Here is a 17,634-nt window from a genome sequence, read left to right as displayed (position 1 = left end):
ATAGATATGCATCCTATTGTAAAACTGGTGGTTCAGCGCGTTGCGCTGAGCCTCCTATTGCTTCTTGCGGCGTCGGTGATGATTTTCATTGGCACGCAAATTTTGCCAGGTGATGTGGCGCAGTCCGTTTTGGGACAGTCGGCAACACCTGAATCCCTTGCCAATTTACGGGCCGAGTTGGGTCTGAACGATCCGCCTGTGCAGCGGTATTTCAGTTGGTTGTTCGCAGCATTACAAGGGGACCTTGGCACGGCGCTGACCAATGGGCGCGACATTGGCGAGAGTTTGGGGACGCGGTTGGGCAACACGCTGTTCCTCGCGTTCTGGGCGGCAATTGTTGCCGTACCATTGGCAATTTTTCTGGGCCTGTTGGCGGTGCGCTATCAGAACCGTTGGCCTGATAGGCTGATTTCGGGGGTGACGTTGACGTCCATTTCCATCCCTGAGTTCCTGATCGGCTATGTTGTGATGTATTTTGTAGCGGTGAAGCTGGGCTGGTTTTCATCTGTTGCGATGATCAATGACAGTATGACGCTGGGCGCAAAGTTGAATGCGATTGCCCTGCCTGTGTTTGTTTTAACGCTAGTTGTTCTGGCGCATATGATGCGCATGACGCGGGCGGCGATTTTGAACGTGATGCAGTCGGCGTATATTGAAACGGCGGAGCTGAAGGGCCTGTCAATGTTTACCATTATCCGCAAACACGCGTTTCCAAACGCGATTGCGCCGATTGTGAATGTTGTGATGATCAACCTTGCCTATTTGGTGGTGGGTGTTGTCGTGGTTGAGGTGGTCTTTGTGTATCCAGGAATGGGGCAATACTTGGTGGATCACGTGGCCAAGCGGGATGTGCCCGTTGTGCAAGCCTGTGGTTTGATCTTTGCTGCCGTTTACATCGGGCTGAACCTGATTGCGGATCTGGTGTCTATCTTAACCAATCCAAGACTGAGGCATCCAAAATGAGAATTCCATTGAGTGCCATGATCGGGCTGTTTTTCACCTCGGTCTATTTCTTTATCGCGATTTTCGCGCCGTGGATCGCGCCCTATGGGCTGACGGAATCTGTGGGCGATGTGTGGGAGCCGATGAGCCGTGAACATTGGCTTGGGACCGACAACATTGGCCGTGATTTGCTGAGCCGTATGATTTACGGCGGACGGACAACGATCTGGATTGCCACTGCGGCGACGATCCTATCGTTTACGCTGGGGTCGATCCTTGGGTTTTTTGCAGCCGTGATTGGCGGCTGGGTGGATCAGGCAATTTCGCGATTTGTGGATTTGATCATGTCGATGCCAAGCCTTATTTTTGCGTTGGTGGTTTTGTCGGTGATGCCTGTGACGATGTTTGTGCTGATCCTGTTGATGGGACTGCTCGACAGTACGCGGGTGTTTCGTTTGAGCCGTGCGGTTGCGCTTGATATTACGGTGATGGACTACGTGGAGGCCGCGCGGTTGCGCGGCGAAGGGCGTGCATGGATTATCTTCCGAGAGATCCTGCCAAATGCGCTGTCGCCGCTGGTGGCCGAAATGGGCCTGCGGTTTATCTTTATGGTGCTGTTTGTGTCCACACTGTCGTTCCTTGGGCTTGGGGTGCAACCCCCGCAGGCTGACTGGGGCGGCATTGCACGTGAGAACGGGCAGGGGATTGTGTATGCGGTTCCTGCGGCGCTGATGCCTGCCATTGCGATTGCAACGCTGGCGATTTCTGTGAACCTTGTGGCGGATTGGGTGTTGAACCGAACCACCAGTTTGAAAGGGGGACGGGGATGAGCGAATTGCTGGTTAAAGTGCGCGATCTGAAGATTGGCGCGACGGTGTATCCGCCGAATGCCAAACCGCATGATATTGAGATCGTGCATGGTGTTTCGTTTGATTTGGACAAGGGCAAGGTGCTGGGTCTGATTGGGGAATCTGGTGCGGGGAAATCCACCATCGGATTGTCTGCCATGGCTTATGGTCGGGGTGGCGTGAAAATCACGGGCGGTGAGGTTTGGGTCAACGGTGTTGATATCCTCAAGCATGGGATCGGTGAATTGCGTAAGTTGCGCGGGGCCGATGTGACCTATGTAAGCCAGTCGGCGGCGGCGTCGTTCAACCCTGCAAAACGGATAATGGAGCAGGTGGTTGAGGCGGCAGTGTCCCAAGGCAAGTTCAGCCGCAAAGAAGCCGAAGCACGCGCGGTGGAGTTGTTCCGCAAGCTGGGCCTGCCTGATCCTGACACAATCGGATCGCGTTATCCCCATCAGGTGTCTGGAGGGCAGCTGCAGCGGTGTATGACGGCGCTGGCGCTGTGTCCTGAACCTGATCTTGTGGTGTTTGACGAGCCGACGACGGCGCTGGATGTGACGACGCAGATTGATGTGTTGCAGGCGATCAAAGCAGCCATTCGCGACACGGGCGTGGCGGCGATTTACATCACCCACGATCTGGCTGTGGTGGCGCAGGTGAGCGATGATATTATGGTGCTGAAAATGGGCGAGACCGTGGAATACGGGCCTGTGGAGCAGATCATCAACAACCCGCAGGAAGACTACACCAAGGCGCTGGTGTCGGTGCGATCCATTGATCACGAAGAAAAGCAGCCAACGCCAGAGCCTGTGCTGACGGTGAACGGGGTGACCGCGCGGTATTCTGGCACCACGTCCGATGTTTTGAGTGATATCAATGTGGAGTTGCACCCAGGCCAAACCCTTGCGGTTGTGGGGGAAAGTGGGTCGGGGAAATCGACGCTGGCCCGTGTGATTACAGGGCTGTTGCCGCCAAAAGCAGGGTCGATTGAGTTTGCGGGGCGTACGCTTTCACCCGACCTGGCGCAGCGCAGCAAAGAAGATTTGCGCGAATTGCAGATGATCTACCAAATGGCGGATGTGGCGATGAACCCGCGCCAAACCGTTGGCACGATCATTGGACGGCCGCTGGAGTTTTATTTCGGGATGCGGGGTGCGGAAAAACGCAAACGCGTGAAAGAGCTGCTCGACGAGATTGAGATGGGGGATGGGTTCATTGATCGTTATCCTGCGGAACTGTCGGGAGGACAAAAACAACGGGTGTGTATCGCGCGGTCGTTGGCGGCGAAACCAAAGCTGATTATTTGTGACGAGGTGACGAGCGCGCTTGATCCCTTAGTCGCAGATGGGATTTTGAAGCTGTTGCTGGACCTGCAAAAGCGCGAGGGTGTGGCGTATTTGTTTATCACCCATGATCTGGCGACAGTGAAAGCCATCGCGGACAGTATTGCGGTGATGTATCAAGGGCAGGTGGTGCGTTACGGGCCAAAGTCCGAAGTGCTGTCGCCGCCGTTTGATGACTATACCGATTTGCTGTTGTCTTCGGTGCCAGAGATGAAGCTCGGCTGGTTGGAAGACGTGATCGCGCATCGCAAGATGGAGAGTGCGGGGAACTGATGGAACGGCTAATTGAGCATGCAAGTGTTGAGTTGGTTATGGTCGGCATCATCATCGCGGCGCTGGTGATGGGCTGGGCGTTCACGAGCGGGTTGGTGGATGACTATGGGCCATTTCTGTGCATCGGGTTCGCGCTGACGGTGGGGACCATATTGCCATCGCTTTACATCATTTATGGGATTGGTGGGTTATGATGAAACGTAAGGTTTTGCTGATCATTCTGGACGGTGTGCCCTGGCGCAATTGGGGGCGGTTGTTTGGCAATCTGGAAGGCCATGTGGATGCGGGCAATGCGCGTAAGTGGAAAATGCGCAGCGTGCTGCCGTCGATTTCGGCCAGTTGTTATGCGTCGATCCACACAGGTGTTGTGCCAGCGGAACACGGGTGTACAGGCAACGGGAATGTGTTCCGTCTGAGCCATCCTGATGTGTTTTCTGAAGTGCGCAAAGCGGGCGGCGTGACGGGGGCGGTGGCCCATTCGTTTTGGTCAGAGTTTTTCAACCGCCATCCGTTCGATAACGTGCGGGATGTGGAATATGACGAGCCTGAGAGCGAAACGATCAATCACGGCAGGTTTCACACAATGACGGGATATGGCCCTGCCAATCAGATGACGCCCTGTGATTTAGATTTGTTTGGATCGTTGACCAATTTGGCGCTGCGGTTTGATCTGGATTATGGGATGCTGCACACGTGTACGCTCGACAGTATGGGGCATCGGTTTCAGCATGAAAGCCATGAGATGGATGTGGCGTGTTTCATCATGGATGAGATGCTGGCGCCGTTCATTCCGAAGTGGCGTGAGGCGGGGTATGACGTGATTGTCACCGCCGATCATGGGCAGGATGAACGTGGGCATCATGGGGGGCGGAGCGAGTTGCAGCAGGAATTTGCGCTGTATTACTTTGGCGATGCTGAGGGGCCTGCAAGTGATACGGTGCTGGAGCAAGTGCAGTTAGCCCCGACGATGTTGTCGCTGATGGGCGTCGATGTGCCTGACACCATGAAGGGTGGGGTGTTTTTGGGGTGATGATGCCTGCGGCGCGAGTATTTTTGCAGAGAAGAAGAGGGCAGACTTGGTTAAAGGCCGAAGAGGAATGTTGGTGTGTTTGCTCCGAGTTCAGAGAAGGTGCTGTCTGAATAAGGTGTGCTGAATTGGCAATAGGAAATTTGTTTTGTTCTTCCGAAGCTGCCGATAAAGCCTAAGAACACTTTGGTGTTGTTTTGTATCAATGTGTTTAAGTGTTTCTGATGTATAATCAGCGCGTTGTCTGGAGCGCCCAAGACAAAAATTTCATAATGTATGCAGGTCGACGCATCATAATCTTGAGATAGGAATTTTGTGTGTTCGATAGGAACAAGTCTGTCGCGTTCAAAGATCAAAACTATCGCTTCTTTAGTTTGCTCAACTGAGTCGAGCTTACTCGTTAAGCCCCAGCCACCAGCAATGGCATAGGGTGTCGTGAAAAAGTACAACGTGCAAAAGATGATTAACTGTCTCATCGGTTCTTCCGTATCTGGGGGGTGAGGCTTGTTAGTTTAGCGAAAAAAGCACCACCGACAAACACCTCTCGTTTTGGCTCCCTCACTGTTTCCCCAAACTCTACCGCGTATTTGTAGCCTGATTGGGTGGCCAGTGCGATAAGGCCTGGGGTGTAGCAATCGCCGATGCGGGTGACAGATTTCAGGCCTGCGTCGGGCCAGTCGGCTTTGCGGGCCTGTAGATCGTGCCAGAGCGTATCAACGGGCAGGCGCATGGTGACGGGGATGAGGGCGGTGCAGGGGTGTTTTGTTTCCGTGCCTGAATAGGTGCAGGCGGTGGTGAGTGTGTCTGCGGTGAGATTGGCGAGTTTTTGCAGGGGTAGGATTTTCACGCCGAGGTCGATGAGGCGGCATTGGATGCGGTCTTGTTCAAGCGTGTTGTCCGAATAGGGGGCGACGATTGGGCTGGGGGTGATGAAAAGGACTTCGTGGCCTGCATTGGCTGCCAGTTCGGCGAGCACGGAGCCGAGGTAGAATGTGTCATCGTCGAAGATGGCGATGGGGCCTTTGGGGAGGGCGGATGCGCCATTGGCCATGAGGGTGTCGGGGCCGATCACATTGGGCGTGTCAAGAAAGGGCAACGGGCGTTTGTGGGTGCGGCCCACGCCGTCGGTGCGCCATGTGGCCCCAGTGGCCAGCGCCACATTGGGGATGCCGTATTCCAAGATATCGTCGGCTGTAAGCGGAGATTGGGTATAGAGTTGCGCGTTGGGTTTATCGTTCAACTGGCCAATGCGCCAATCGCGCACGCGGGCCCATTCGGCGAGGCCGGGGAGTTGGCTTTCAAGGGTGACTCGGCCGCCGAGGGTTTCGCGGGCTTCGGACAGGGTGACCTCTGCACCGCGTTGGGTGAGGGCACGGGCGGCTTCGAGCCCTGCGGGGCCTCCGCCGATGATGAGGTGTTGGCTGGTTTCGATGGGGTTTACACGTTCGGGATGCCAGCCGCGCCGCCATTCTTCGCCCACTGTGGGGTTTTGCGTGCAGCGCATGGGGACGTTGGTGTTGTCCCCTGCGGTGCAGATGTTGCAGCCGATACATTCGCGGATGTCGTTGATGCGGCCCTGTTCGATTTTGAGAGGCAGGTGGGGATCGGCGATAGAAGGCCGCGCCGCGCCAATGAGGTCTAGGTGGCCCGATTTGATGAGGCGGACCATTGTGTCGGGCGAGGTGTAGCGCCCAACCCCGACCACGGGTTTGGTGGTGACGGATTTCACAAACGCGGTGTAGGGCTCTTGAAACCCTTCTTTGGCAAAGCGGGAGGTTTGGCTGTCGTTTGTCCAATCGGACAGGTTCACATCCCAGAGATCGGGTTCTTCGGCGAGGGCTTCGATCACGTCGCGGCCTTCGTTTTGGTGTTCAATGCCGTCTGATCCCATCAATTCTTCGACGGCGAAACGGATGGCAATGGCGCAGGTGTCGCCTACGGCGTCTTTCAGATCATAGACCACTTCGCGGAACAGGCGGAGGCGGTTTTCGAAAGAGCCGCCGTATTGATCAGTGCGGTGGTTGTGGCGGGACAGAAGGAAGTGCTGCAGGATCGTCATATCGTGGCCTGCGTAGGCGTAGACGATATCGAACCCAGCGATTTGGGCGCGTTTGGCGGCGTCCACGTACCACTGGCGCAGGTTTTTAATGTCTGTGAGGTCCATGGCGCGGGCCTGCAACGGGCCACCCCAATCGACAGCAGCGGGAGAGGGCGCGATGGCGTGTTCACGCGAATAGATATTGGGCGCGTGTGAGCCGTTGTGCGCCAGCTGAACAGCCGCAAGAGAGCCGTGTTTATGCACAGCTTCTGTCATAAGGCGCAGCGCGGGGATGTCGGCATCGGACCAAAGACGCGCTTCGTTTGCGGGGGACAGATCGGACGTGGGGTGGATTTCTGTTTCTTGCGTGGACACGACACCCCAGCCGCCTTCGGCCTTAACCCCGCGATGGGCGGCTTCGGCGTTGGGGTGGCGATACCCCATGCCTGTGCAATGGGGCACTTGGTAAAAGCGATTGCGGGTGGTGTGTGGGCCGATTTTTACGGGTTCAAACAGGATGTCGTAGCGAGGATCGCGCATTTAGTAGGGCCATTCGTTTTTGGAAAGGGCGGACAAGGCCGTGATGATGCGATCAAAGCTATCGGCCGCGCGTTTGACGGTGGTGCGGGCACGCAAGTAGCCGTGAACGAGGCCGATTTCGTTGATCCAGACGGATGTTCCACCTGCCGCTTGAATGGCTTCGTGATAAAGGCGGGAGCCATCGGTGATCGGGTCACATTCGGCAGAGATTATGACGCTGGGCGGTAGGCCAGAGAAATCCGTGTCTTGGAGCGGTGTGGCGGTGGGGTCGTTTTCGGGGCGTTGGCCCCCTTGATAGCGAATGCCTTCGTAGAACAGGATTTCATCGCGGGTGAGCAAGGGCGCGTTGGCGTGTTCGATAAATGTGCCTGCGTTTAGGTCTCCGCCAAACCCGCCGTAGATTAGAACTTGGCCGATAAGGCGCGGATCGGTGCGCAATTTGGCGGCCACCGTGGCGGCGAGGTTGCCCCCTGCGCTGTCCCCTGCAAGCAGGATTGGGGTGTCTGTTGTGGCAAGGATGTGTTTGGTCGCGGCCAAGCAATCGTCGTGCATGGCAGGGTGAAGGTGCTCTGGGGCCATGCGATAATCAACGGACACCACGTTCAGGCCCGTGCGGTCGCAAATTTCGGCGCAGACATCATCGTGGGAATCGAGCCCGCCGACCACAAAGCCGCCGCCGTGAAAATACATCACTGTCGCGCGCGCATCGCCGCGTGTGTAGTGGCGGGTTGGAATGGCTCCGATCAAGTGGTCGGATGCGGTGACGCCATCGGGATAGCCCTGAAAGAAAGCGCGGCACATGCGATCATAGATTTCCCGTTGCTGATCAACGGTATAGCTGATGGTTTCAGGGGGATAATATTCACCTGTTTTAGTGATGAAATCCCAAGTTTCGGCGTCGATTTTTGTGCTGTAATCCATTGGGTCAGGTTAGGCGCGGTTCGCGGGCGGTGCAAGGTGGAGATGTGGTGTTCGCCAATTGACTAGAGGGATGGATCACAGCCTGCGTGACAGGGCAAAGAGGCCTGTGGTGAACAGCAGGATGACCAGCGAGATCATGGGGAGCATGGCAGGGCCAAGGGTTGAATAAACGATACCCCCGCCCATCGCGCCGAGGCCTTGGCCGCCAAAGAATGCAGAGGCGTTGAGCGCGAGGGCCACTTGGGCCAAGGGGCCTGCTTTTTCCATTAAGCGGGCCTGTAAGGGGGCAAGGCACATGGCCCAACCCACGCCGAACAGGACAAACGTTGGGTAGGACAGGACATAAACATGTGGGATTAGCCAGAGGATAGAAAAGCACAGGGCGGTAAAGCCTAGGCCTGCGACGATGGTGCCTTCGCGGCCAAACAGGCGCACGATATGGGATGAAAAGGCGTTGCCGAGCATGGAGGCCACGCCAGAGATAAACAGCGCAAGGGTGAGGGCGGGGCGGGGGGCATTGCCCACTTCAACAAACCAGAAGGCGATCATGGAATAGGTGAGAAAGCCGCCGAAGATCAGACAGGCGGTTGTGGCAATGGTGATGCCTGTGGCGGGTGTTGATAGCACGCTGAGCATGGAGGAGAGGGAGGCGCGGGTGCCCCGCACATCGCTGCGGATGCCAAACACAACCCCAAGCGCGGCAACAAAGGTGGCCGCCCCTGCGGTGTACCACGCCGCACGCCAGCCTGCGGCCTCGGCCACGGCGCTGGAAATGGGCATGGCAATTACGAGCGATGCTGTGAGCCCGCCAAAGACAATGGACATGGCGGCGGGGCGTTGATCTTCGGTCACGATAGAGGCGGCGATCACGGAAGCGGTGGGCATGACAGAGGCTGCACCGATGGCCATGGTGATGCGGGCGATCATGGCCTGTTCCCAGTTTTGCGATAGCCCCAAAGCGATTGCTCCGATGGTCATTAGCATCAAAGATGCGAGCAGAACCGCGCGGCGTTGCCAATGGCCTATGATGGCTTGGGCCAAAGGTGCGCCAAGGGCGAGCGAGAAGGAAAAGGCCCAGACGAGGGCGGCGATACTCGAAGCGGTGACGTTCAACCCTGCGCGCATTTCGATTTGCACCGCAATCAGCGCAAGGGAGCCCCAGCTGGCGCAGAACTGGCAAAAGCCAAGGATGATGAGGACTGGCCACGCGCGGCCCATGAATGTGGATCCTTACAAAAGTTGGATCGAGTTGGCGCGATTGCCCGCCTTAAGGTCAAGGATGACGCGGCGTACTGTTGGCACTAGGCCTTGCCTTCCAATCCATCGGCTGCGGCGCTGGCGCCTGGAATGCGCATTTCAAAAACTTCGTCCACTACGGTGTAATCGTAGTAGCCCATGCGCGCGATAGGGCGGATTTTGGGGATATCGAGTTTGCCATCGGGGGTAAGCACGTGATCTGCCACATGGATGTGTTCAACGCGGCCAAAGACGATGTCGATTGTGCCCACAGGAGAGTTACCAGGGAGGCGGTGGGTGGAGATGTAGGAGCATTCAAAGTGACATGGGCTTTCGGCGACCATCGGTCCGGGGGCCTGTTTTGCGGCCTGTTTGGTGACGCCAGCATGATCAAATTCGTCGATGTCCGCATCAAAGGCTTGGGCGGATTTGTTGACCGCTTCGCGCAGATCATAGGTGGCCATGTTCCAGACAAACCAGCCTGTTTCTTCGGCGTTGCGTACGGTGTCTTTGCGTCGACCGTCAGGGTATTGATTGGCCGAGAACATGACCATGGGGGGATCAAACGTGAGGTTTTGCCATTGGGAGTAGGGGGCGAGGTTGCAAATGCCATCGGTGGAAATTGTCGATAGCCAGCCAATCGGGCGAGGCACGGTGCAAGCCTTGAACGGGGAATAGGGTAGCGGGTTGGTTTGGGTATTTGGGTTGTAATCCATCTGGCATGTCCTGAAATTTGCTTAGGGTCAGCATTGGATGGGTACAGGGGCAAGTCAAGGTTGGTTCTTGGCGAGGCTTGCGGTAAAACCGCGGAAATTCAAAGGATGTGTGACATGGCGATTTCATTGGCTGAGGGGCAGATGAGCAAGGGATTGTACGGAGATGCGGAACTGTCGGTTTTGTTTTCTGACAGTGCAGAGGTGCGTGCCATGTTGTTGGTGGAAGGGGCGCTTGCAGCGGCGCAAGGAACCCTTGGGATGATCCCAAAAGACAGCGCGGCGGTGATAAATGGAATGGCCCGCGAGGTATTGATTGATCCGGGTGCATTGAGCGCGGGTATGACCAAGGACGGCGTTGTTGTGCCGTCTTTGGTGGTAGCCTTTGTGGCGGCGATGGAGGAAAGCGAGCAGGGCAAGGGCCATTCTGCGTATGTGCATAAAGGCGCAACATCGCAGGATATTATCGACACGGGTTTAGTGCTGCGATTGCGGCGGGTGTTTGATTTGTTTGACGGACGAATGGCGGCTTTGCTGGGCGCGTTGAAAGATCAGGCGGTGACGCATCGCGACACGGCGATGGCGGCGCGCACGCGGCATCAGATTGCAACGCCAACGGCGCTGGGCGCACGGATTGCAGGCTGGGGGATGCCGTTTGTGCGCCATCGTGCGCGGCTCGATCAGATGCGGGATCGGGTGCTGGTGCTGTCCCTTGGGGGGGCATCGGGAAACCTGTCGGCCTTTGGCGGGCAGGGGTTTGCGTTGGCAGATGCCATGGCTGAAGAACTGGGATTGCGTGCGCCAGAGCTGCCTTGGCATTCGGCCCGTGATGGGATTTTGGAATTTGCCAACCTGTGTGGGCTGATTTGCGGATCGCTTGGCAAAATGGCGCAGGATGTGTTGGTGTCGGCGCAAATTGGGGATGGGTTGCGGGCTGGGAGCGGCGGTGGATCAAGCACCATGCCCCATAAGGCGAACCCGACCGAGGCCGAAGCGATGTTGGCCTTGGCGCGGCAAGGGCAAGGATTGGTGGCGCAATTGGCGGGTGCGGCCATTCATGCGCAAGAGCGTGACGGGGCCGCGTGGGCGCAAGAGTGGATGACGTTGGCCCCGCTGGTTGTGGCCACAGGCGCGGCGCTGCGCCATGGGCAGGCGTTGGCAGGTTCATTGCAGGTGGATCGGGCAAAGATGGCAGCCGTGTTTGAGGATACACAGGGTTTGATGATGGCGGAGGCAGCGAGTTTTGCGCTGGCAGAGCATATGGCCCTGTCAGAAGCGCGTGCCGTTGTGAAAGGGGCCTGCGCCAAAGCCGTGGAAAGCGGGGAGCATTTGCGCGATGTGATGGCGCGTGAAACGGTACTGCCGATTGCGTGGGACAGTGTGTTTGATGCCCCGTCTGCGCTTGGTGAAAGTGGAACAATTGTAGACCGATTTGCGGCCGCTGTTGCGTCTGGTGCATAGGACGTTTGCACCATTGGGTGTAGTTAACAGGGAGTTTGCCCCCTATATATTGGGTGGTTTTGGAGCGATGCGTCCAAGAAGAACATGATCTTTGGGCGTGCCACGCCCAAATCCTTTGACTGGAACCCAGAACAGAGGCCGATTATGTCAAACCATCCAAACAAAAGAGCAAAAGTCGTTATTATTGGCGCAGGATTTGGCGGTATTTCTGCTGCTAAGGCGCTGGCCAAGGCGCCTGTGGACATTACGATGATTGATCGGCGCAATTATCATCTGTTTCAGCCCTTGTTGTATCAGGTGGCGACGGCGGATTTGTCCCCTGCGGATGTGGCGTGGCCGATCCGAAGCATCTTTTCACGCCAACAAAATGTGCGGGTGGTTTTGGGCGAGGTGTTGGACATCGACACAGACGCCAAAGAAGTCGTTCTGGAGGAGGGGCGGTTTGAATACGACCATGTGATTGTGGCAAGCGGGGCGCATCATTCGTATTTTGGGCGCGATGAGTGGGAAAAACATGCTCCTGGATTAAAGCGGGTGATTGATGCCACCGAAATTCGCAAGAATGTTCTGATGGCGTTTGAGCGGGCGGAGGTTTCTGACGACCCGGTGGAACAAGCGCGGCAGATGACATTTGTTGTTGTCGGTGGCGGGCCAACTGGGGTGGAAATGGCAGGGGCCATAGCCGAATTGGCCCATCATGCGTTGGCGCGAGATTTTCGCCATATTAATTCCCGCAGTGCGCGGATTATTTTGATTGAGGCAGGGCCGCGATTGTTGAGTGCATTTCCTGAAAAACTGTCAAACAAAGCCAAAGCTTCGCTGGAAAAGCTGGGTGTTGAAGTGATGTTGGATACGATGGTTCAGGATATCACCGCAGATGGCGTGCAGTTGGACGGTGCGTTTATCCCATCTGCCTGCAAGGTATGGGGGGCAGGTGTTGCCGTGAAAAACGTGGGGCGCTGGCTGAATGTGGACACGGATCGCAGTGGGCGTATCGCGGTCGGTGGTGATATGTCGGTTCCGGGCCTGCCAGAGGTGTTTGTGATTGGCGATGCGGCGAAGGTTGCGTGGAAAGAAGATGCAGATGTGCCCGGTATTGCGCCTGCGGCCAAGCAGGGTGGGAAATACGTGGCAAAACGCATTGTGGCGGCGTTGCGTGGCAAACCCGCGCCTAAGCCGTTTGCGTATAAACACGCAGGCAATTTGGCGACGATTGGACGAAATTCAGCGGTAATTGATTTTGGCAAAGTCCAACTGTCAGGGTTTTTAGCGTGGTGGATTTGGGGGGTGGCCCATATTTATTTCCTGATTGGGGTGCGCCAGCCGATCATCGTCGCGTTTAGTTGGTTTTGGTCTTATGTGACCTATTCCAAAGGGGCGCGATTGATCACAGGATTGCGGCCTTTGTTTGAAGAGCCACAGGAGGAAAAGCCGTCAGAAGTCTGATAATTTTGCCAGCTTGTTCAAAAGGTTGTTCATCTGAGGTTTGCCAAAGGCTTCTTCCAGCTCTTCATAGATTTTACGCGCCTCTGGTGCGATCAGGGCAATGATATCCTGACCAGCCTTCGTGAGGTGGATGATCTGTTTGCGTTTGTCTGTTGGATGGGGTTCGCGGCGGATCATGTCGCGTTTTTCCAACAGCGCAAGGATGCGTGTGAGGCTGGGGGTAAGAACCACGCAGCGTTCGCCAAGTTCGGTGGGTTCTAGTGGGCCGACCTCGTCCAATACCCGCAACACGCGCCATTGCTGTTCGGAAAGGTCCTGTTCGGTGAGATAAGGGCGAATACGTTTCATCAAGGCTTCGCGGGCGCGCAAGAGCATGATGGGGAGGGATTCTTCGGTTTTGGCGAAAAATTTGCTCATAACATCTATGCCCTGCGAAAATTCGATAACAGGTTCAGTATATAGGGTTGCGGTGGCAAGGGAAGCCGCGTTTTTCTGCGGCGGTTTTTAGGGGATTGGTCCTGTGAACCGCCGCAGAAGGTTTTATTTTGGCAGATGGATCGTGAATTTTTCACGTAAAGACGCATCAAGTGCAGGATCGAATTTGCACTGAGAGCCAGCGGCCAAGATTTCTTCTTTTTTGGCGACGGCTTTTTCCAAAAGATCAGGTTTGCCAAGTTCGGCCCATTCTTTCGGGGAGGTGCGGTCGCCCATGTTGGGATAGACGTAATCAGCTTCCATCCGTGACAGGGTTTCGCCTGTGCCAAGGTAGTGGCCGGGCCCGCCCACGCAGACCTGTTCGATCTGTTCGAGGGCAAGGGTTTCATCGTTCACTTCGATGCCGCGCACGCAACGCAGAGCCTGGCCGATGATATCGTCGCCAAGGACAAGGCTTTCGTGGCAGAATCCAAGGAGGGAAGCGTGCATGCCTGCTGCTTCGTACACCATGTTGACGCCTGACAGGCCCGCCATGACGTTGGAGCACATTTGTTCCCAACCTGCCTGCATATCGGGCATTTTACTGTCCGAAGCGCCTGCGGCGGCCCCACCAGGCAGACCATAAAAATGGTGCATTTGGGCGCAGCCTGCGGTGAGCAGCGCCTGTTCGCCAGAGCCAATGGACATGGCCCCCGTGCGCAGATCGAGCCCAAACGGCCACGTGCCAAAGATGGCGGGATGGCCCGGTGCGATGGCGTTGACATAGACCATACCACCCAAACATTCGGCGGTGGCCTGTACGATGGCCCCTGCGATTGTAGATGGAGCGGTCGCGCCTGCCATACCAGCGGAGAGCAAAAGCACGGGCATGCCGCCGCGAATGCAGGCTTCCATGACTTCGCAAGACTCGGTGGCGAATTTCATCGGTGGGACGACGAAACAATTAGAGTTGGACATCCACGGGTTGGCACGGAAGTTCGCCTCGCCCCCTGAGATTTCGTAGAGCATTTCGAGCGCGTCAGGCACGAAATCGGGTTCGGTGAACGATGTGCCGATGTGTTTTGTGGTGCCTGATGCGGTGGCGTAGATGGTGTTGAGATCCATTTCGCGATTGTCAGCGATGTCGCGGCACACCATGGGGCGTTGCAAGAAGTGGATATTGTCGAGCCGATCCACAATCCGCGCGGCATCGTGCAGGTCTTGCACGCCGCATTCGCGGTATTCATTGCCCATCACGTCCACAAGGTGAACTGCCGCGCCTGCTGTGCCGTAGTGAACGCGTTTGCCGTTGAGGTGTAGATTGTTTTTCCCATCTCGGCTGTAAAGCGTGATATCTTTGTTGGCTTTGGTGAGCATGTCTTCGACGAGGGCGCGGGGAAAGCGGATGCGGCCATCGTCCCCTTGGATCGCGCCTGCATCGGTGAGGATTTTCACGCCAGATGGTGGTGCATCAGCCAAGCCGATGTTTTCAAGCGCATCGAGGGCGGCAGTGTGGATTTGCTGAACTTGGGTGTCGGACAGGGGTTTGTACGTGCCCCCTTCCATACCAGCGTGGATTGAGCGATCTGCTTCGGCGACGGGAGCGGCGCGCAGGGCCTGACGGGCGGAGCGTCCACCTGAGCGGCGGGCTTTGGGTTCTGACATATTGGTATCTTTTTAACTGGGATGTGTTGGACGTTGAGGCGGGTTTACGCCTGTGGCGATCCACGTGCCGCACGCCCACGGTTTGCGCCAATGGTGCGCGAAATGAGGTGTGTCATCCAGTTAAGATCAATCATGTCTGTCTCTGTCTTAGCTGCGATCAGACTGCGACAGTTTGGCAGGGTCAACACGTCTGTTTGCGGCAGAAGTGTCGTTTTTGGCAGATTACCAGCTGCCGCTTGCACCACCGCCAGAGGAGGATCCGCCGCTAAAGCCGCCGCTGCTTCCTCCGCTTGAGGAGGAGCTTGTGGAGACTTTGGGAATGGTGACGGTTTCGACTTTGTGGTGGTCGCAGTTTTTGCAATCATACGTGACTTCTGCGCGGCCTGTGGAAGAGGTTGTGGCCGCCACCAACGTGCGCCGTTTAGAATGCAGTGTGTAATAATTGCAAGACGGGCATGTGGCGTAGCCCGTGAACCATTTTGGATAACCTTCGACGCGGGTGCGTTCATCATAGGCGCAGTACCAGACATCGTAGTCTTTTGATTTGATGGCCTCTTCGACGATTTCCCCTTGGGCGAGGTAGGCGTCTTCGTCTGTTTCGGCTAAGCGGCGCATTTTGCGTCCGCACGTGTCGCAGATGCGGGGGCGGAACCGTTGCCAGCGGCGGAACATTTTAAACCCGACGCCCCCACCGCCAAGGCCCAAAGCGCCCAAAATCCAGGCCCAAAGCCCGCCGTTTCTGGCGTTTTCCGAGATGTGCGTGGTTTCGTTTTTTATGCGGGATTTCAGCGTTGGGCGATTGTCTGGGCCGTAATCGAGCACCAAACGTTTTAGAGTTTCTTTGGTGCCTGCTTCGATTCCAGAGGAATAGCGCCCATCGCGAAAATAGGGCAGGAAGTAATTGTCGATGACGTTTTTAGCACGGTCGTCGTAGCGCGCTGGATAGCCAGACCCCAAAGCGATGCGCATTTCTCGATCTTCTTTGGAGACAAGGATCAAGATACCATCATTACGATCTGGATTGCCAACGCCCCAACTGTTGAACAAGCCTGTGGCAAAGGTGGCGATAGAGCTGCTGGAGCCGTAATCGGAGCGGCGATTGATTGTCACCACGGTGACTTCGAGATCGCGATCCCGTTTGGCGTCTCGCAGCATGGCTTCGATGCGTTTTTCAGACTGTGCGCCGATGATATCGGCAAAGTCATTCACATAAAGAGATTGATAATTCGGATAGGTTTGAGCGGAAACGGTTAAAGGCAAAAGAACCGTGAAGCAGAGGGTGAGGAAGATTTTTTGTAAAAATGTCATGTGGTTAAGCTTTGTTCGTTTTGGGTGGCGATTAGGACTGATCGCCTGTGGGGGCGCTGTTTGCCAGTTCTGTAATGACGTCATAGGCAAGCATAACATCATCGCGCGTGCAATCAAACTGACCCGCTACGAAACGGATCACGAAGGCGCCGTTGTGCAGGGTTTGAGTGAGGTAAATACGCCCATCATCATTGATTTTCTGCAAGAGATTGGCGGAGGCAGTGTTTGGGTCCGCGTTTGCAGGGGTGTGCTGGAATGTGAAGAGCGACAGGCGGCTGTGGGTAGTGATGGTGAAATCGGGATGGGCGGCGAGTTTGGCCTCTAGCTCTTGGGCCCATTTAACGTGATTGCGCATCCGTTCGCGCAAGCCTTCGAGCCCGTAGGCACGCACCAAAAACCAGAGTTTTAGCGCACGAAAGCGACGGCCAAGTGGCACAGTCCATTCGTTAAAGTTTGTGATTTCAGAGGCTTGCGGTGTTTCGAGATAAGACGGGCGCAGGCCCATAGTGCGGCGCTGAATGTCTGGGTCTTTGAGGAACTGAATGGAGCAATCGAAATTCGCACCCAGCCATTTGTGCGGATTAAACACGATGCTATCGCAGTTTTCTGCACCGACCCAAATGTCGCGCAATTCGGGGCAGATCATGGCAGAGCCTGCCCAAGCGGCATCAAGATGGGTGTATAAGTCCTCGGCCCGCGAGATGGCGAGGACGGGGGGCAGATCATCGCACGCGCCGATAGATGTGCCGCCTGTGCAAAGGATGACGCCAGCGGGCGTATGCCCCGCAGCGCGGTCCGCAGTGATGGCGGATTGGAGCGCGGCGGGGTCCATTTGATAGGCGCTATTCGTTGGGATTTTGATCAAATTGTCTTGGCCAATGCCTGCGACCCAACAGGCCTTATCAATCGAGGAATGCACCTGTTCAGAGCAATAAATTCGCAAGCGCGGCTGTGTGGAAAGGCCTGTGTCATTGCCAGTAAACCCTGTGGCGCGTTCGCGCATAGTGAGAACGGCGGACAGGGTTGCGGAACTGGCGCTGTCTTGGATCACGCCTTTGAAACCGTCTGGCAGGGCCATGGCTTGGCGAAACCAATCAATCATCACCTGTTCGATTTCTGTGGCCGCTGGTGAGGTTTGCCAGAGCATACATTGCGCGGCGATTGCGTTGGTGAGTTGTTCTGCAATCATCGAAGCAGGGGCCGCGTTTGATTGGAAATACGCAAAGAAACGCGGGTGTTGCCAATGGGTTATACCATCAGGGACAATGTGTTCGAAATCCGCGATGATCGTTTCCATATCCGTTGCGTGTTCGGGGGGCGACGCGGGCAAACGCGCCGCAATCTCCCCGATCTGCGTTTGGGCCCGCACGGGTTTGTCGCGCAGCGTTGCGAAATGAGTTTCGATCCACTGTGTGGCGCGGTTGGTCCATTTGGCGTAATCGGCGTATTTCATGGGTAT

16 protein-coding genes are annotated in these 17,634 nt (G+C 56.2%); 7 read left to right on the top strand and 9 right to left on the bottom strand.

Annotation, left to right across the window (positions count from 1 at the left end):
- The first annotated feature begins 6 nt into the window (after positions 1-6).
- Genes QBD29_RS12425 through QBD29_RS12405 form a run of 5 tightly spaced genes read left to right on the top strand, consistent with a single transcriptional unit; the run spans position 7 to position 4,436 of the window.
- A complete protein-coding gene (locus tag QBD29_RS12425; RefSeq protein ID WP_280098412.1) occupies positions 7-963 on the top strand; it encodes an ABC transporter permease in 957 nt (318 codons plus the stop codon).
- Positions 960-1,772: an ABC transporter permease gene (locus QBD29_RS12420; protein ID WP_280098411.1), complete on the top strand. Its 813-nt coding sequence runs from the start codon at positions 960-962 to the stop codon at positions 1,770-1,772. The genes QBD29_RS12425 and QBD29_RS12420 overlap by 4 nt, the downstream gene beginning before the upstream one ends.
- Complete coding sequence (locus tag QBD29_RS12415; protein ID WP_280098410.1) at positions 1,769-3,406, top strand: ABC transporter ATP-binding protein; 1,638 nt, start codon at positions 1,769-1,771, stop codon at positions 3,404-3,406. The genes QBD29_RS12420 and QBD29_RS12415 overlap by 4 nt, the downstream gene beginning before the upstream one ends.
- Positions 3,406-3,600, top strand: a complete 195-nt coding sequence (locus QBD29_RS12410; protein WP_280098409.1) for a hypothetical protein — start codon at positions 3,406-3,408, stop codon at positions 3,598-3,600. Before QBD29_RS12415 ends, QBD29_RS12410 begins: the two co-directional genes overlap by 1 nt.
- Positions 3,600-4,436 carry an alkaline phosphatase family protein gene (locus tag QBD29_RS12405; RefSeq protein ID WP_280100962.1) on the top strand — a complete coding sequence of 279 codons (837 nt, stop codon included), beginning with the start codon at positions 3,600-3,602 and terminating at the stop codon, positions 4,434-4,436. The genes QBD29_RS12410 and QBD29_RS12405 overlap by 1 nt, the downstream gene beginning before the upstream one ends.
- A gap of 50 nt (positions 4,437-4,486) precedes the next feature.
- On the opposite strand, the gene QBD29_RS12400 is transcribed toward QBD29_RS12405, so the two are convergent.
- The 5 genes from QBD29_RS12400 to QBD29_RS12380 all read right to left on the bottom strand — a co-directional run bounded on the left by QBD29_RS12400 (position 4,487) and on the right by QBD29_RS12380 (position 9,884).
- A complete protein-coding gene (locus tag QBD29_RS12400) occupies positions 4,487-4,909 on the bottom strand; it encodes a hypothetical protein (protein ID WP_280098408.1) in 423 nt (140 codons plus the stop codon).
- Complete coding sequence (locus QBD29_RS12395) at positions 4,906-7,011, bottom strand: NAD(P)-binding protein (protein ID WP_280098407.1); 2,106 nt, start codon at positions 7,009-7,011, stop codon at positions 4,906-4,908. Before QBD29_RS12395 ends, QBD29_RS12400 begins: the two co-directional genes overlap by 4 nt.
- Positions 7,012-7,932: an alpha/beta hydrolase gene (locus QBD29_RS12390; protein WP_280098406.1), complete on the bottom strand. Its 921-nt coding sequence runs from the start codon at positions 7,930-7,932 to the stop codon at positions 7,012-7,014.
- Between the two features lie 75 nt (positions 7,933-8,007).
- Complete coding sequence (locus tag QBD29_RS12385) at positions 8,008-9,150, bottom strand: MFS transporter (protein WP_280098405.1); 1,143 nt, start codon at positions 9,148-9,150, stop codon at positions 8,008-8,010.
- An 83-nt stretch (positions 9,151-9,233) separates the two neighbouring features.
- Positions 9,234-9,884, bottom strand: a complete 651-nt coding sequence (locus tag QBD29_RS12380) for a flavin reductase family protein (protein ID WP_280098404.1) — start codon at positions 9,882-9,884, stop codon at positions 9,234-9,236.
- Positions 9,885-9,998: 114 nt separating this feature from the next.
- On the opposite strand from QBD29_RS12380, the gene QBD29_RS12375 reads away from it, so the two are divergent.
- Entirely contained in the window at positions 9,999-11,342 is a 1,344-nt protein-coding gene (locus tag QBD29_RS12375; RefSeq protein ID WP_280098403.1) for an adenylosuccinate lyase family protein, read from the top strand.
- Between the two features lie 144 nt (positions 11,343-11,486).
- Positions 11,487-12,788: an NAD(P)/FAD-dependent oxidoreductase gene (locus tag QBD29_RS12370; RefSeq protein ID WP_280098402.1), complete on the top strand. Its 1,302-nt coding sequence runs from the start codon at positions 11,487-11,489 to the stop codon at positions 12,786-12,788.
- Here the strand turns inward: QBD29_RS12370 and hpaR are convergent.
- The 4 genes from hpaR to QBD29_RS12350 all read right to left on the bottom strand — a co-directional run bounded on the left by hpaR (position 12,777) and on the right by QBD29_RS12350 (position 17,628).
- On the bottom strand, positions 12,777-13,205 hold the full coding sequence (hpaR, locus tag QBD29_RS12365) for a homoprotocatechuate degradation operon regulator HpaR (RefSeq protein ID WP_280098401.1): 429 nt from the start codon (positions 13,203-13,205) through the stop codon (positions 12,777-12,779). The two genes, QBD29_RS12370 and hpaR, sit on opposite strands and share 12 nt — an antisense overlap.
- Positions 13,206-13,328: 123 nt before the next feature.
- Positions 13,329-14,867: a trimethylamine methyltransferase family protein gene (locus QBD29_RS12360; RefSeq protein WP_280098400.1), complete on the bottom strand. Its 1,539-nt coding sequence runs from the start codon at positions 14,865-14,867 to the stop codon at positions 13,329-13,331.
- Between the two features lie 222 nt (positions 14,868-15,089).
- The gene (locus QBD29_RS12355) at positions 15,090-16,175 is read right to left on the bottom strand and encodes a TPM domain-containing protein (RefSeq protein ID WP_280098399.1); all 1,086 of its coding nucleotides are present in this window, start codon (positions 16,173-16,175) and stop codon (positions 15,090-15,092) included.
- 31 nt (positions 16,176-16,206) lie between these two features.
- Complete coding sequence (locus tag QBD29_RS12350; RefSeq protein WP_280098398.1) at positions 16,207-17,628, bottom strand: pyridoxal-dependent decarboxylase; 1,422 nt, start codon at positions 17,626-17,628, stop codon at positions 16,207-16,209.
- Between the last annotated feature and the right edge of the window lie 6 nt (positions 17,629-17,634).

This window comes from Amylibacter sp. IMCC11727 (assembly GCF_029854195.1).
GTDB lineage: Bacteria > Pseudomonadota > Alphaproteobacteria > Rhodobacterales > Rhodobacteraceae > Amylibacter.
This window is presented reverse-complemented; position numbering and strand designations above follow the sequence as displayed.